The organism is Halovenus marina (assembly GCF_051414115.1).
GTDB lineage: Archaea > Halobacteriota > Halobacteria > Halobacteriales > Haloarculaceae > Halovenus > Halovenus marina.
The window spans coordinates 1,154,073-1,169,133 of the sequence record NZ_JBLKNZ010000001.1 but is presented as its reverse complement, the minus strand read 5'-3'; the positions used below and the strand labels follow the sequence as shown (position 1 = coordinate 1,169,133).

12 protein-coding genes are annotated in these 15,061 nt (G+C 62.3%); 8 read left to right on the top strand and 4 right to left on the bottom strand.

The window, feature by feature from the left end; translation table 11 throughout:
- Positions 1-2: 2 nt before the first annotated feature.
- The 3 genes from ACMGFL_RS05960 (at position 3) to ACMGFL_RS05950 (ending at position 2,215) form a co-directional block, all read left to right on the top strand.
- Positions 3-362 carry a type IV pilin domain-containing protein gene (locus ACMGFL_RS05960; RefSeq protein ID WP_436934619.1) on the top strand — a complete coding sequence of 120 codons (360 nt, stop codon included), beginning with the start codon at positions 3-5 and terminating at the stop codon, positions 360-362.
- 552 nt (positions 363-914) lie between these two features.
- Positions 915-1,328 (top strand): type IV pilin domain-containing protein, encoded by a 414-nt coding sequence (locus ACMGFL_RS05955; protein WP_436934618.1) that lies wholly within the window; start codon positions 915-917, stop codon positions 1,326-1,328.
- Between the two features lie 38 nt (positions 1,329-1,366).
- The gene (locus ACMGFL_RS05950) at positions 1,367-2,215 is read left to right on the top strand and encodes a hypothetical protein (RefSeq protein WP_436934617.1); all 849 of its coding nucleotides are present in this window, start codon (positions 1,367-1,369) and stop codon (positions 2,213-2,215) included.
- Between the two features lie 20 nt (positions 2,216-2,235).
- Here ACMGFL_RS05950 and ACMGFL_RS05945 read toward each other — a convergent pair whose 3' ends face one another.
- A complete protein-coding gene (locus ACMGFL_RS05945) occupies positions 2,236-2,655 on the bottom strand; it encodes a hypothetical protein (RefSeq protein ID WP_436934616.1) in 420 nt (139 codons plus the stop codon).
- Between the two features lie 144 nt (positions 2,656-2,799).
- Here ACMGFL_RS05945 and ACMGFL_RS05940 point away from each other — a divergent pair, with 144 nt between their 5' ends.
- From ACMGFL_RS05940 to ACMGFL_RS05920, 5 genes are all read left to right on the top strand, one after another.
- Positions 2,800-3,573, top strand: coding sequence for an SDR family NAD(P)-dependent oxidoreductase (locus ACMGFL_RS05940; protein ID WP_436934615.1), 774 nt, complete (start codon positions 2,800-2,802; stop codon positions 3,571-3,573).
- A 69-nt stretch (positions 3,574-3,642) separates the two neighbouring features.
- Positions 3,643-4,851 (top strand): GAF domain-containing sensor histidine kinase, encoded by a 1,209-nt coding sequence (locus tag ACMGFL_RS05935; protein ID WP_436934614.1) that lies wholly within the window; start codon positions 3,643-3,645, stop codon positions 4,849-4,851.
- A gap of 8 nt (positions 4,852-4,859) precedes the next feature.
- Positions 4,860-7,487 carry a leucine--tRNA ligase gene (gene leuS / locus ACMGFL_RS05930; RefSeq protein ID WP_436934613.1) on the top strand — a complete coding sequence of 876 codons (2,628 nt, stop codon included), beginning with the start codon at positions 4,860-4,862 and terminating at the stop codon, positions 7,485-7,487.
- A gap of 10 nt (positions 7,488-7,497) precedes the next feature.
- Positions 7,498-8,076: a hypothetical protein gene (locus ACMGFL_RS05925; RefSeq protein ID WP_436934612.1), complete on the top strand. Its 579-nt coding sequence runs from the start codon at positions 7,498-7,500 to the stop codon at positions 8,074-8,076.
- Between the two features lie 128 nt (positions 8,077-8,204).
- A complete protein-coding gene (locus ACMGFL_RS05920) occupies positions 8,205-10,970 on the top strand; it encodes an ATP-dependent helicase (protein WP_436934611.1) in 2,766 nt (921 codons plus the stop codon).
- Positions 10,971-11,034: 64 nt separating this feature from the next.
- Here the strand turns inward: ACMGFL_RS05920 and ACMGFL_RS05915 are convergent, their stop codons facing one another.
- The 3 genes from ACMGFL_RS05915 to ACMGFL_RS05905 all read right to left on the bottom strand — a co-directional run bounded on the left by ACMGFL_RS05915 (position 11,035) and on the right by ACMGFL_RS05905 (position 15,048).
- A complete protein-coding gene (locus ACMGFL_RS05915) occupies positions 11,035-13,134 on the bottom strand; it encodes a copper-translocating P-type ATPase (protein ID WP_436936423.1) in 2,100 nt (699 codons plus the stop codon).
- A gap of 180 nt (positions 13,135-13,314) precedes the next feature.
- Positions 13,315-13,677, bottom strand: a complete 363-nt coding sequence (locus ACMGFL_RS05910; RefSeq protein ID WP_436934610.1) for an SHOCT domain-containing protein — start codon at positions 13,675-13,677, stop codon at positions 13,315-13,317.
- Positions 13,678-13,824: 147 nt separating this feature from the next.
- On the bottom strand, positions 13,825-15,048 hold the full coding sequence (locus ACMGFL_RS05905; protein ID WP_436934609.1) for a lactate racemase domain-containing protein: 1,224 nt from the start codon (positions 15,046-15,048) through the stop codon (positions 13,825-13,827).
- Between the last annotated feature and the right edge of the window lie 13 nt (positions 15,049-15,061).

Sequence of the window (15,061 nt, the reverse complement as noted above, 5' to 3'; positions counted from 1 at the left end):
CCATGAAACTGACAGAGTTATTCGACAACGAATCGGATGACGGGCGGGCCGTCTCACCTGTCATCGGAGTCATCCTGATGGTCGCAATTACGGTCATCCTCGCCGCCGTCATCGCAACCTTCGTTCTCGGCCTCGGTGAATCCGTCGACAGTACTGCACCGCAGATCACCTTTCAGTGTGACGGTACTGATGCCGTTGTTCAGGGTGGCGAAACCACCTTCGAAGGGACCATCACCGACGGGGGCGGCGCTACTTACACAGGATCGGTCACTCCCGGACAAACACTTGACGGAACTGGTGCGATAACCTGGACGAGCGAAACAGGCGATCAAACGGCGACCCTGTTTGAAGAGTGTAACTAGCGAGCATCGAAGAGGGGTCCGACACACAGTTGTCGGCCCGTATTCGCATTCTCCCGGTAGTGACGCTTTGTGAGTTCCAACGGAACCGCAGGTCAATCCTGGCAATCACTATGGGATATCAATAAGTAGATGTGAAATCCTATGAAACCGGTAGATACTGATGCACCGCGTTGACTGGAGCGACGTAATGAGGATACAAGGAGTGACTTGTTCAGCAGATCGGGGCAATTACACCACGCTTTAGCTATCAGATATGAATTTCAGAGAACACAGGGGGGAATGAAAGACGGGTGCATGCGATTGAGACACTGTGTCTCAAAGGGTCCGTCGGCCCCTGTGCCGTTGTGTGAAGCATCTCACAGGGCAACCACTCCCTGTGCCAACAGCTACCGAACCAAACAACATAAAACCATCTGAGGATTCTCAGTTCTGATATTCAGAGTTGAGAATTAGCCAGCAAGTATTTATGTGGCAGAGTAGAATGTCGTAGTAGACCAACGGAAATCAGGGTGCATGCGACTCCTGCCAACCGTTGTGTGAACGAAAACAACCATGCAACTAACAAACCTATTCGGCAACGAATCGGAAGACGGGCGTGCAGTTTCACCGGTCATCGGGGTCATCCTGATGGTCGCGATTACGGTCATTCTGGCGGCCGTGATTGCAACCTTCGTGCTCGGCCTCGGTGAATCGGTCAGCGACTCCGCCCCGCAGGCAAGTTTCGACTTCGACTACGATGGTAGTGATGTCACAGTTACCCATCAGAGCGGTGCAGTGCTTGACTCAGATCGGATTACAGTGAACGTTGACGGTAGTGCAGCTAGCTCTCAATTCAATACTGAAATCAGTTCTGGGACTAGTATTACTGTGACAGGTGTTAATCCCGGGCAAACAGTTGCAGTCGTCTGGGAAAGTCAGAGCGGCGATAACTCCGCCACCCTCGGCGACTTCGATGTGCCGAACTAACTGAACACCCCCTTTCCTCCGGTCGCTCTATACTTATCATGCCCTCCAGTTCACTCTACGACCCGACTGACACACACTCGCTCAAACAGGCCTTCGTCCGAACCTACGACCCGCCCGGCTACGACGATCCGTGGGAGGTGATTGCGGACTACGAGCGCGTGCAGGCAGTCGCCGCCGACAATCCCGAGAAAGGGTCGCAGGCGATCAGCACGATGGTCGAGTTGCCCCGCGGTCGAATGAAACGCTGGCTGGCCGACGATGGCATGCCCGACGCCTATCGGGGACTCCAGACCCTCGAACGGCGTGACTGGCTGCCTGACGCGTGGGACGACGACACGATGGTTGGACTCGCCGGTCTCGCCGCGGGGATCTACGCTGGCGGGTCGATTGCAACCGAGACGTACACCCCACGATTCACTGCGAGCGAGGAGTCCGAGCAGTGCCTGATCGCCGGTGTAGCGAGCGCTCTCGGCTGTCGACTGCACCGCGTCGCTGACGCGCCCCCAGAGTACGAACCCCAGCAGGACGGGGCCGTTCTCGGGCGATTGCTGGTCGCACTTGGCTGTCCCGCTGGACACAAAAACGCACAGAGCGTCCGAACGCTCCCGCTGTGGGAGGCTCCAGCCCCCCACGCTGTTCGACTGCCGTTCGCTCAGGTGTACGTCGCGTTGCGTGGACACGACCGGAGCGACCGGCCCGGGCTTCAGATCGCTGAAACACGCCAAGAGAGCTACCGCCAGTCGCTCGAAGCGCTGTTCCGTGACGTGACCGACGACCCCGACGGCGTCAGCAGCGGATCGTGGCCGATCTATCTCAGCGGCGACGCCTACGAGACGTTGACCGCTCCCGTGGCAATAGCACGGCGCTGTGAACAGAACGCGGCGTGAGTGTCCGGACGGGTTCGTCGCTACTCACGGGATGTCGGCGGAATTTCCTCGTGGATTCGCCGAAATTCCAGTTCGCTCTCGGCGACGACCATCGTCCGACGGTCATCGAGCGCGTGAAACTCGTAGAGGTCCGGATCCGACAGTTGCTGGAGCGCGCTGTGCTGGATGATGACCGGGAATCGCTCAGAACTCGGCCCCCACAGCCTCGCCCCCTCGATCTTTGGATATCTCAGCAGGTCCTCGAACAGTTCGACGAACGTATCGAGCGTCTCGATAGAAAGCGTTTCCTTCGGGACGAAGGCGTCTTCGGGCGGGTCTGCAAGTGGTTCAGTCTCGTACGTGACATCGCTGTACGCTTCCACGTACGGGTCGAGAATTGCCGTTGCTGCCTCCTCGTCTACATCGGCCTCGAACAGCGGATAGAGACTGAACGCGCCCATAGATCTCCGTAGGAAAACCGGGAGTAAACCCCTTCCGTTATCGTGAGCGGCGACGCCCCAGACCGACACCAGCAAGCGGATCCACAATACTCGACTGTGAGAATACCCGCTGGACTTATCTGGGCATCCAACGTACGAACGTACATGTCACACAAGAGTGACTTCGATGGGAAGACAGTCGTCGTAACAGGTGCAGGATCGGGAATCGGGCAAGAGACTGCAGTCGAGTTCGGCGACGCTGGCGCGAACGTCGTTCTCGCGGACGTCGACACCGAGGGCGGCGAGGAGACTGCCGCCACGATCAACGACGACACAGACGGTGCCGCGACGTTCGTCGAAGTCGACGTGACCGACGACGGCGACGTCGAGCAGATGGTCGAGACTGCAACGGAGGAGTACGGTGGCCTCGACGTGGCGTTCAACAACGCGGGGATCGGCGGCACCTTCGACGAGACCCACGAAATTTCGGAGGAAAGCTGGCAGGCGATCATCGACGTCAATCTCAGCGGCATCTGGCGGTGTCTGCGCAAGGAGATTCCGGCGATGCACGAGGACGGCGGCGGCGCAATCGTCAACACTGCATCCATCCTCGGACAGGTTGGCGAGGCCGGAACGCCAGCGTACACGGCGGCGAAACATGGCGTCGTCGGCCTGACGAAGGTGGCAGCGCTCGAACAGGCGACCGAGGACATCCGCGTGAACGCGGTCTGTCCGGGCTACATCGAGACGCAGATGCTCGACGACGCGGGCGTGACGACTGACGAGCAGATGCGCGCAGAGACCGAAGCGCTCCATCCGATGCAGCGACTCGGAAACGTAGACGAGATTGCGGACGCGGTGCTGTGGCTGGCATCCGACGGCGCGTCCTTCGCCACGGGCGAAGCGCTCGCCGTCGACGGCGGCTATCTGAGCCGGTAGGTGACAGACGGAATTCAGGGGTGTATCGCAATTTTTTCAGATTTGGACGAATATCGTGATACGCAAGAGATGGACCCAGCACGCAGCCGAGAACGGCTCTACGAGGTCTTTGCTGATCCAGATAGCGACCCAAAGAAAAAGATTCAGCAAGCGCTCGAGATCGGGAGGGGCTTCCTCAAACTCCCGCTCGGGTTCTATACACAGATTCAGCAGGGCACACAGGAGATCGTACTCTCGGCAGGCGATCATCCACTGATCCAGCCCGGCGAGCGCTGTCCACTCGACGAGGCGTACTGCCGTCGGACGGTTCAGATCGACAGTGTACTCGCTATCGAAGATGCCGACGCCTCCGCCGCAATCTCGAACACTGCGATCGAGAGATTCGATCTCGGAACCTACATCGGTGCCAAAGTAACGGTCAACGACGAACCGCACGGAACGGTCTGTTTCGCCGCTGACGAGGAGCGAGAGACGGTGTTTACCGATACAGAGATTCACTTCGTTGAACTGTTTGCTCAGCTGCTCGGTCAGACCATCGAGCGACACATCTACGAACGCGAGTTGAAAGACCAGCAAGAACAGCTCCGCACTCGAAACCAACTCATCAGCGTGCTGAACCGAGTTCTCAGACACAATCTCCGCAACGATATGAACGTGATCTCGGGATTGGCGTCGATACTGGTGAATGAAATCGACGGGCAGGAAGCCGACTACGCACGTCAGATAGTCGAAACGAGCGACGGGCTGTTGGACATCACCGAAACGGCAAACAAACTGGAGGCGAATCTGAATACCCCTTCGGAGCCACAGTTGATGGATATCGTTCCTGTTGTGACCCGGGTGGCGAATGCAGTCGATGACGCGCATCCTGCTGTGTCAGTTTGCATCGCTGCGCCGGAGACGGCGATGGCGTGGGCCGATTCACGTCTGGAGCTTGCACTCCGGGAATTGGTCGAGAACGCAGCCAAACACGCAGGCGGCTCCCCGTCAGTCAGAATCGACGTGACCGAATCGGACACATCGACGAAAATCCACGTTCGGGACGATGGGCCGGGGCTCCCAGAGCAGGAGCGGCAGGTGTTGCTGACGGGAAAGGAGACACCGCTCGTTCACGGGAGCGGACTCGGCCTCTGGCTCGTTCACTCGCTGGTCCAGAGCATCGACGGGACACTGGAAATTGGCGAGACAGACGACGGTGCGTGCATCGTCCTTGAACTGCACAGGGGTAAGCGAATGGTCGGAGACGCCAACAATGATATACTCGCCGACCGGAGATGAGGTAAGGAATGTCCGGACGCAACTACAACCATGCGCAGGTGACCGAGTACTGGCAGTACGTCTGGAACCGCGAGCACGCCTACGAACTCGACGACGGCGCGGTCGACCCGACGTACGTGCTCGGGATGTTTCCGTACACGTCTGGCAACCTCCACATGGGTCACGTCAGAAACTACGCGATCACCGACGCGTACGCCCGGTATCGACGGATGCAGGCCGACGACGTGCTGCACCCGATGGGGTGGGACGCGTTCGGGTTGCCCGCGGAAAACGCCGCGAACGAGCGATTCACCGACCCCCGCTCGTGGACCGAGGCCTGCATCACCGAGATGCGCGAGGACATGGAGGAACTCGGCTTCGGCTACGACTGGTCGCGAGAGATCACGACCTGCGACCCCGAGTACTACCGGTGGAATCAGTACTTCTTCCGGAAGTTCTACGAGGAAGGCCTCGTCGAGTACGACGCCGCCGCGGTGAACTGGTGTCCGGAGTGTGAGACCGTCCTCGCGGACGCACAGGTCGTCGAACACGACGACGGGGACGTGTGCTGGCGGTGTGAGACGCCCGTCGGTCGGCGCGAACTCGACCAGTGGTTTTTCACCATCACCGACTACGCCGAGGAACTGCTCGACGGACTCGACGACCTGGATGGCTGGCCCGAAAGTGTCAAAGAGATTCAGCGCAACTGGATCGGCAAACGCGAGGGCGCACGCGTCACGTTCGAAGTCAAGGAGTACGGCGACGTGGACGTGTTCACGACGCGACTCGACACCATCTTCGGCGCGAGTTATCTCGCCGTCTCGCCGGGTCACGATCTGGCCCGAACGCTCGCGGAGGAACGCGAGGCCGTCGCAGAGTACGTCGAATCTGCCCGTAGCGAGCGAGAGACGGAGTTTTCCGGCATCCGAACCGACCTGACGGCGACCAACCCGGCGTCGGGCGAGGAACTCCCGGTCTACGTGGCATCGTACGTGCTGGAAGACGTCGGAACCGGCGCGGTGATGGGCGTGCCCGCACACAACGAGCGCGACTACGAGTTCGCGACTGCACAGGATCTGCCGATCCCACAGGTCGTCGAACCCGTCGACGACACGCCGGTCGACATCGGCACCGCGCCCTTTACCGGCGAGGGGATGCTCACCGACAGCGGAGAGTACGACGGCCTCGCGAGCAGCCCGGCCCGTGAGCGTCTGCTTGCGGATCTCGATGAAGCCCGCGAGGACGTGACCTACCGCCTGCGGGACTGGCTCATCTCCCGACAGCGCTACTGGGGCACGCCGATCCCGGTCGTCCACTGCGAGGAGTGTGGGCCAGTGCTGGTGCCCGAAAACGAGTTGCCGGTCGAGCTGCCCGAGTTCGTCCAGACGCGAGCGAACCCGCTCGAAGCGGCCACGGAGTTCGTCCAGACGACCTGCCCAGAGTGCGGGGGTGAGGCCCGCCGCGAGACTGACACGATGGACACTTTCGTCGACTCGTCGTGGTACTTCCTCCGGTATCTCTCACCCGACCGGTCGGACGTTCCCTTCGACAGCGAGCGAGCGAACGAGTGGCTCCCGGTCGACGTCTACGTCGGCGGCGAGGAACACGCCGTCTTGCACCTGCTGTACATCCGGTTTTTCACCCGCGCGCTCTCGGATATCGGCCTGATCGACTTCGAGGAACCGGTCGAGCGCCTCATCAATCAGGGGACGGTGTTGCACAGCGGCGAGAAGATGTCCAAGACGAAGGGCAACGTCGTCAGCCCCCACGAGTACGGCGCGGAGACGACGCGCCTGTTCGTCCTCTCGGCGGCCCATCCCGAACAGGACTTCGAGTGGACGGCCCGGGATGTCGGCAGCGCCTACGACATCCAGCAACAGATCTACAGCATGGTCGACACCTTCGCGAACGGCATCGACTGCCGAGAGTCGCGGGAGCCACAGGACGAGTACGTCGCCCGCGAAATCGACCGAACAATCCAGGCCGTCTCCGAGGAGTACGAGCGCGTTCGCTTCCACCGTGCTGTCAACGAGATCAGGGGACTTGCGGGCCTGCTCGGCCAGTACCGCGAGTACGGCCAGCCACACGAGGCGGTCTACCGACGCGGGTTGCGCGTGCTGACCCGTCTGATCGCGCCGCTGACGCCGTATCTCGGCGAGGAGTGCTGGAACCTCCTGCGCGGCGACGGCATCGTCGCACACGCCGGCTGGCCGACGCCCGAGCACGCAGTCGAGGACTACGCCGCCCAGCGCCGCATCGTCGAGCAACTCCGCGACGACGTGCGGGAGATATTCGAGGTGGCTGATCTCGCTGATGCAGCAGAGATAGAGGTCGTCGTCGCACCCGACTGGAAGTTCGAGATATACCGGCAGGCGCGCGAGGCGGAAAAGCGAGAGGCCTTCGTCGGGACGGTGATGGCGGACGAGCGCATGCAGGAGGTTGGCGAACCCGCCCAGTCCTACGCGGCAGAACTCGAAGACCGAACACAGCGACTACCGCCCGTACTCGACCCCGCGGAGGAGTTCGAACTGCTCGACCGCGCGTCGTGGCTGCTCGACGACGAGTTCGGCGTCGACGTGATAGTTCGTCGAGCGGAGGAGAGCGACGAACGCGCGAACAAAGCCCGACCGGGGCGTCCAGCGATACACGTCCGTTAAGAGGAATACTATGGGGGAAACCAACGAAACACCGACCGACGTACCGAGAACCGACGAGCCACCGTACCGAGTCGACCCGTCCAAGGAATCGCCAGAAAGCGAGGACAACGAACAGTATCTGTGCGAGGGGATGCCAGCGGAGCCATCGCTCCCCTTCGAGCAGCTTTCTGGGGTGCGAGTTGCGGGAGACCCGCTCGATTACACGGAGGCTGACCCCGCGTATCGAGTTCGTTCGATCGCGAACCGGGCAGCACTCGAAATGGCAGTTGATATCGAGCAGTCGAGCGACGGCGACCGACTCGATGCGGTGGATTTCGACAGCGAAAGCGTCATCCTCGTCGAGTCCGGGTTCGGGTCGAGTTCGGTCTCTCAGCGATTCAAGCGGGTCGAACTCGACGGCCGGACGCTGCACCTATACGGCTGTTACACGCAGCCGTTCGTCCGCACCAGCGATTACACGCAGTGGGACACCGCTGTCATCGTCGAACACGACCAGCGCATCCAGCACGTGCTGGTCAGCCTCACCGTCGCCGCGGACCGTCGGGTCAACTTCGACTCGACGGAAGGAGTCGTGACTGTCGAGAAGTGACCGCGTTGCGGCCGTCGACCAGTGTTCGTATCGTAACCATCGAGAGGTGATCGCGTCGTGACCACGGAAGGAAATCACCGCGAGCGGCGGGGAAACCCACAAGCATGTTGCGCCCAAGTGAGAGACAGATGGAACGGGAGCAGCGACCGGCAGCGGAGAGGTTCCTCGGTTCCGAGACAGCGTCGGCTGTCGCAGAGACCGAGGTCGACGACGCTGACGTACTCGAACTGCTCGAACCGGTCGTCCAAGAGTGGTGGGTCGAGCAGTTCGGGGAGTTCGTTCCCGAGAACGGCGGGTACTTCACGCCGCCACAGAAGGAGGCGATTCCGCTCATCCACGACGACGAGAACGTACTGGTCTGCTCGCCAACTGGCAGCGGCAAGACGCTCGCGAGTTTCTGCTCGATCATCGACGAACTGTTCCGGCGTGAACTCGCTGCTGACGACCCCGAAGACGGACTCGACAACAGCGTCTACTGTCTGTACATCTCCCCGCTGAAATCGCTGGCGAACGACATCCACCGGAATCTCGCGATTCCCCTCGATGAGATCACCGACAAACTCGACGAGCGTGACGAAGACGTCGACATTCGACACGCGATCAGGCACGGCGACACCGACGACAGCGAGCGACAGGCGATGCTCGAACGGACGCCCCACATTCTGAATACGACACCCGAGACGCTCGCCATTCTGCTCAACTCCCCGAAGTTCAGGGAGAAACTTCGAACTGTCGAGTACGTCATCGTCGACGAGATACACAGCCTCGCGGAGAACAAGCGTGGGACGCATCTCTCGGTGTCGCTCGAACGACTGGAGGCGCTCGCGAACGATTCACCGACGCGTATCGGCTGTTCCGCGACTGTCGAACCGCTCGATACCGTGGCGGAATTTCTAGTCGGCCGAACGTTCTCCGGGGAGGTTTCAGAAAAGGGAACCGGCGGAGAATCCCGCGAGTACAGCATCGTCGACACGCGCTTCGTCAGGAACTTCGACATCGAACTCCACTGCCCGACAGACGACCTGATCAACACTCCCGCGGGGGTGGTCAACGACCGCTTCTACCGGGAACTCGACGACCTGATCGCGGAGTATACAACCACGCTCGTGTTCACGAACACGCGCTCGGGGGCGGAGCGAGTGCTTCACAACCTCCGCGAGCGGTTCGGATACGACGAGCGAAATTCCGCCTGTCACCACGGCAGCCTCTCGAAGGAGAAGCGGCAGGACGTCGAGCGTGCGCTGAAGGCGGGCGAGTTGGACGTGGTGACGACCTCAACGTCACTCGAACTCGGCATCGACATGCCGGATCTGGACCTCGTGGTGCAGGTTGGCTCACCGAAGTCCGTCGCCGCGTTGCTCCAGCGCGTCGGTCGGGCCGGACACCAACTCGGCGAGACAGTCACGGGGCGCGTTATCGCGCTCGACCGCGACGAACTCGTCGAGTGTGCGGTCATGCTCAAGCGCGCCGAGGAGGGCTTCGTCGACCGGGTGTTCGTCCCGGAAGGACCACAGGATGTCGCCACCCAGCACGTCTACGGGATGGCGATAAACGGCCCACGGCCCGAATCGGAGATACGGGAGATTCTCACGCGATCGTATCCCTACCGGTCCTACGGCGACGAGCAGTGGGAACAACTCTGTCGCTATCTGACCGCCGACTATCCGGGGCTGGAGGGAAAAAACGTCTACGCGAAGGTCTGGCGGGACACGAACGACCCGCCGGACGGCGAACATCACTACGAGGAGTTTCCGGTCGGGGAACCGCTCGTCGGCAAGCGCGGCCGACTGGCACGGGTCATCTACATGACCAACATCGGCACTATCCCGGACTCGTTTACCTGTGACGTGATCACTCGGAGCGACGAGTGGGTCGGACAACTCGACGAATCGTATCTCGACACGCTCGACCCGGGCGACGTGTTCGTGCTCGGCGGCGACCGCTTCGAGTACCGCTATCGCCGCGGGTCGAAGGTGTACGTCGATCCGACCAGTTCACGCCCGACGGTGCCGTCGTGGTTCTCCGAGCGCTTGCCGCGCTCCTACGACCTGGGCCGAGAAATCCTCGACTTTCAGCGCGCGCTTCTCGACCACCTCGACGCGGGCGGCAAAAGCGAGGCACGCGTCTGGCTTCGGTCCTTCCCGCTCGACGAGCACAGCGTCCGCGCGCTCGTCCAGATGTTCGACCAGCAGGTCAGATACGCTGGCCCGGACAGTGTGAGCACGGACAGCAGACTCGTCATCGAGGAGGAACTCGACCACAGCGAGTACGAGCGCCGCTACTACGTCCACTCCGAGTACGGGCGGCGGTTCAACGACGGCTTCTCGCGGTTGCTGGCCTACCGGATCGCACAGGAGGCGAACGCGAACGTCACAGTCGCCGTCGCGGACAACGGCTTCACGCTCTCCTTGCCGCTCAACCGCAAGGTTGATCTGGTCGGTCTCGTCGAGGACATCGACCCCGACGACGTGCGCGCGGATCTGCGCGCGAGTCTCGACGGCACCGACCTCTTACAGCGGTACTTCCGCATCAACGCGACGCGCTCGCTGATGATTCTCAAACGCTACAAGGGCTACGAGAAGTCCGCGAGCGAACAGCAGGTCAGCAGTGAGATGCTACTGGGATTTGCCAGCGACCTCGACGACTTCGCGGTCATCGAGGAGACGTACCGGGAGATTCTGGAGGACAAACTCCACGTCGAGGGGATCGAATCGGTGCTTTCGGACCTACAATCGGGTAACCTCGAACTCGCGTCGTATCGCGTCGATTCGCCCTCGCCGAGAGCCTTCGGGTTGGCGACGCTGATGGCCTCCGACGTGGTGCTCGCAGAGGACGAATCGGCGGTGCTGCAGGAGTTTCACGAGCGCGTCTTGGCCGAAATCAACGAGCAGTAGCTGGAGTCGGTCGTTTCGCTGGGTTCGAGACCGTTTCGTCGGGGTTCGGTAAACTGGGCGGCAGTCAGTCTGTTGGCCGTGCGTCACCGGACGCCGACACGCCCGGCAAGTCCGGCAGAGAGAGGTCGACTCGCCGGAGCAGTTGCGCGTTGATGGCGACGATGATCGTACTCAGCGACATCAGCAGTGCACCCACCGCTGGCGACAACAGGATGCCGACTGGGGCGAGTACACCGGCCGCTAGAGGGATAGCGAAGACGTTGTACCCTGCCGCCCAGACGATGTTCTCCTGCATCTTTCGGTAACTGGCCGTGCTGAGTTTCACCAGTCGAACCACGTCCATCGGATTGTTCTGAACGAGGATGACGTCCGCAGACTGGACGGCCACGTCGGTGCCGCTGCCGATGGCGATGCCCACGTCCGCTCTCGTCAGGGCGGGCGCGTCGTTGACGCCGTCGCCGACCATCGCCACGAGTTTCCCCTGATCCTGTAGCTCCTGCACCTTCGTGTCCTTGTCCTCCGGAAGCACTTCGGCGAACACGGTGTCGATGCCCAGTTCCTCGGCCACTGCGTCGGCCACGTCCGCGGAATCACCGGTCAGCATCGCTACCTCGATGCCGAGGTCGTGGAGCGCCTCGACGACGCGGTAGCTCTCCGCCCTGATTACGTCGGCCATGGCAAATGCAGCGACTACCTCCCCCGCTCGAACGAGATAGACGACGGTCTGTGCGTTCTCGCCAGCCTCGTCTGCGAAGCCGGTGAGCGACCCGGGAACGGCAACGTCCAGATGACTCAGGAGGTTCGGGCCACCGACGTAGATTTCCTGACCACGGTCGGCGGCGTCCGACGAGTCACCTGTGTCGCCGGAGACGTCTACGGTCGCTCTGACGCCGCGGCCTTTCATCGCCTCGAACCCACTGGCCTCGGGCACCGCTACGTCGCGTTCCGTGGCCGCCTCGCGAATGGCACGGGCAATCATGTGTTCGGAGTCCGCCTCGACGGCCGCCGCGAGTGCGAGTGCGTCCGCCTCGTCGACGCCTGCGACGGTCTCCATGTCGACGACGCCGTGTTCGCCCTCGGTGAGCGTCCCCGTCTTGTCGAAGATGATGGTGTCAAGGTTGCGGGCCTGCTCCATGGCGATACGGTTCCGGACGAGCATCCCGTTGCGCGCGGCCAGCGAGGTGTTGATGGCAACGACCAGCGGAATGGCGAGGCCGAGCGCGTGCGGGCAGGCGATGACCAGCACGGTCACCACCCGCTCGACGACGGTGGCGTCGAACGTGGTGGCTGCCGTCCACGCGAGAGCAGTCACGAGCGCAGCGCCAACCGCGACGTAGAACAGCCATCCCGCCGCACGGTCGGCCAGGACCTGCGTTCTGGACTTGCTCGACTGAGCTTCCTCGACCAAGCGCATGATACCCGCCAGCGTGGTATCGTCCCCCGTCGCGTCGATGCGGACGCGAAGGCTGCCGTCGCCGTTCACGGTTCCCCCGATAACGTCGTCGCCGGGTTCTTTCGAGACGGGCTTTGACTCGCCCGTGATCATCGCCTCGTTCACGTTCGAGTCGCCCTCCTCGACCACGCCGTCCGCGGGAACGCTCGCCCCCGGGCGCACGAGAACGAGATCACCCTCCGAGAGGTCGCCGACCGGCACTTCCTCGGTGTCACCGGACCGCGTCCGGTTGCCCGCGGGACTCTGTCCCGCGCTGCCGTCGTCGGTGATGCGCTCGGCGGTGTCTGGCATGAGTTCCGCCAGTTCGTCCAGCGCGCTGGAGGCCCGCCGAACCGACCGCATCTCTATCCAGTGACCCAGAAGCATGATATCGATGAGCGTTACCAGCTCCCAGAAGAACGCGGACTGCTCGGGGAAGACGACGCTCGCGAGACTGTAGACGAAGGCGACGCTGATCGCCATCGAGATGAGCGTCATCATCCCGGGCGCGCGCTCGCGTAGTTCCGGGACAGCCATTCGGAGGAAGGGCACGCCACCGTAGGCGAAGACGACGACGGCGAAGACGGGGTTTATCCACTCGCTACCGGAAAACGCCGGGACGGAAAAGCCGAGCCACGACTGGAGCGTCTCGCTGTAGAGGAGGACGGGAACCGAGAGGAGCGTCGAGACGAAAAACCGACGCCGGAACATCTGTTCGTGGCCCGCGTGCATCCCGCCGTGGTCGCCATCGTCGTGGCCATCGTGCATCCTGCCGTGGTCACCATCGTCGTGGCCATCGCGCTGTCCATGCCCATCGTCGTGACTGGTGTGAGCCGTCCGCTCGTCGGCGTCTGAGGGACGGCCGTGTTCGTCGTGGTTCGCTCTATCCTCGTGGTGTGAGTCGTTCACGAGTTAGTCATCCTCCCGGAGTTTTTCGCGGCGTGCGTCGAACTCCTCCTCGTCGAGTTCCCCCTCGGCGTAGCGCCGCCGCAAAACAGCGAGTGCATCGTCTGTCGTCTCGCTGTCGGTGTCGCGCCGGGTAAGAAGCAGGTACCCGAGACCGAGCGGGACGCCGATCAGGAACACCATCCAGAGTGTCATCCACAGATACCCGAAGGTCCCGTCGGAGACTCCCATCCAGCCATCGTGGTGGTGAACCCCGTCGTCCCCGCCGTGTGCGACGACAGGTCCGCTAAGCGCAATCACGAGTACCACGAGCAGTGCTGTCCAAGCGAGAACCGATCCGCCGGTTCGCTGGCCGGGTGTTTGGTTCATGTTGATAGATACGGCCGTTTCATTCATTCTGATTGTGGTTACGAATCCAAACCACAGAACAGAGATAACCGTAGTATCAAAACCAGCGTCAAGCAGTAGAGTCTCGTCCACGAGGAGAGCGGGGGTAGTAGTGGGAGGAATCCCTCATTAGACGAGCAGGGTGTTGAGCGCGTCGGGGACGACGAGTACGTCACTGCCAGGTTCGATAGCGTCCTCGGGGCGGTCTGCGGCCTCGAACAGACAATCCTCGACGAGTTCCGGATGCTGGCTGTTCGTCACCCAGACATCGTGTTCACGGAGGACACGAGCGACGACGAACGCACGCTGTGCGCCCGGTTCGTAGCCTGAGCGCATCTCCCGATACAGCGAGTCGGCGTCGGCCGCGTTCGAGAGCCACTCGTGAAAGCGCTTCTCCCCTGTCCCTTCCCCCGCCCCTTCGGTGAGCGTCGCAGGGACGACGATTCGACCGCCGTCCCGAAGCGGGTTCCGCGCGCCGAGTGCGACGTAGGTGGGCGCTCTGCTTGCCTGATAGAGGTTCCTGTCCTTCGGCGCACCGACGCCCGCGAGAACGACATCGTACTCCTCAGTGACTGTGACCGAGCGCGTCTCGCGGGCAACGTCTGCGAGTTCGCGCACCACCGCCCGCGGGTCGCCAGCGCTCGCGCCCGTGATGCCCTCCGGGCCGTGGGTGACGTTCAGACAGAAACCGACGCCGATTTCGTCGCCCGCGCGGTCGAGAAAATCCCGGAAGGGGTTGTCGTCGATCCGGCCGAGGCGGACGCCCTCGCGTGCCAGCATCTCCGGGCCGTGCGTGTAGCGGATCTGTGACTCCCCGCCAGCGCCGATGACAGCGGTTTTGGCACCGCCGGAAAAGCCAGCGTACTGGTGTGGCTCGACCATCCCCGTCGAGCAGAGATAGTCCGTCTGCGCGGCCACCTCGAACAGTTCGATCGGACAGCCTTCGACAGTCCCCACCTCGACGGTGCGCTGTGGGTCGTGGTTGACCGCCAGGTCGGCGTGGTTGCCGAGCGACTCGCGGAGTTCCTCGTCGGTCAGCGGCCGGTGCAAGCCGAGACCGACGATAACGGTGATCTGCTCGCGGGCGATCCCGGCGCGTTCGAGTTCGTCGACCAACGCGTCGAGCAGAATATCGTCGGGCGTGGCGCGGGTCACGTCGGTGACGACGATTGTGACGGTGTCGTCTGGGTCGACGCACTCGGCCAGTCGCGGGCCGTGTGGGTCTGCGACCGCGGCCCGTGCTCGCTCGCGCACGTCGACGGCTTCGCCGCCGGGCGGAGAGACTGCGGTCACGTCACAGGAGGGCAGCGAGACCGATATCGAGCCCTTCCCAAGTGGAATCGAGTGTGCCATACCAGTGGTTGCA

Coding starts and splice junctions, on each gene's coding strand:
- ACMGFL_RS05925 (WP_436934612.1), top strand. CDS start 7,498: ATGGGGGAAACCAACGAAACACCGACCGACGTACCGAGAACCGACGAG.
- ACMGFL_RS05935 (WP_436934614.1), top strand. CDS start 3,643: ATGGACCCAGCACGCAGCCGAGAACGGCTCTACGAGGTCTTTGCTGAT.
- ACMGFL_RS05945 (WP_436934616.1), bottom strand. CDS start 2,655: ATGGGCGCGTTCAGTCTCTATCCGCTGTTCGAGGCCGATGTAGACGAG.
- ACMGFL_RS05905 (WP_436934609.1), bottom strand. CDS start 15,048: ATGGCACACTCGATTCCACTTGGGAAGGGCTCGATATCGGTCTCGCTG.
- ACMGFL_RS05955 (WP_436934618.1), top strand. CDS start 915: ATGCAACTAACAAACCTATTCGGCAACGAATCGGAAGACGGGCGTGCA.
- ACMGFL_RS05915 (WP_436936423.1), bottom strand. CDS start 13,134: ATGCACGCGGGCCACGAACAGATGTTCCGGCGTCGGTTTTTCGTCTCG.
- leuS (WP_436934613.1), top strand. CDS start 4,860: ATGTCCGGACGCAACTACAACCATGCGCAGGTGACCGAGTACTGGCAG.
- ACMGFL_RS05950 (WP_436934617.1), top strand. CDS start 1,367: ATGCCCTCCAGTTCACTCTACGACCCGACTGACACACACTCGCTCAAA.
- ACMGFL_RS05940 (WP_436934615.1), top strand. CDS start 2,800: ATGTCACACAAGAGTGACTTCGATGGGAAGACAGTCGTCGTAACAGGT.
- ACMGFL_RS05910 (WP_436934610.1), bottom strand. CDS start 13,677: ATGAACCAAACACCCGGCCAGCGAACCGGCGGATCGGTTCTCGCTTGG.
- ACMGFL_RS05920 (WP_436934611.1), top strand. CDS start 8,205: ATGGAACGGGAGCAGCGACCGGCAGCGGAGAGGTTCCTCGGTTCCGAG.
- ACMGFL_RS05960 (WP_436934619.1), top strand. CDS start 3: ATGAAACTGACAGAGTTATTCGACAACGAATCGGATGACGGGCGGGCC.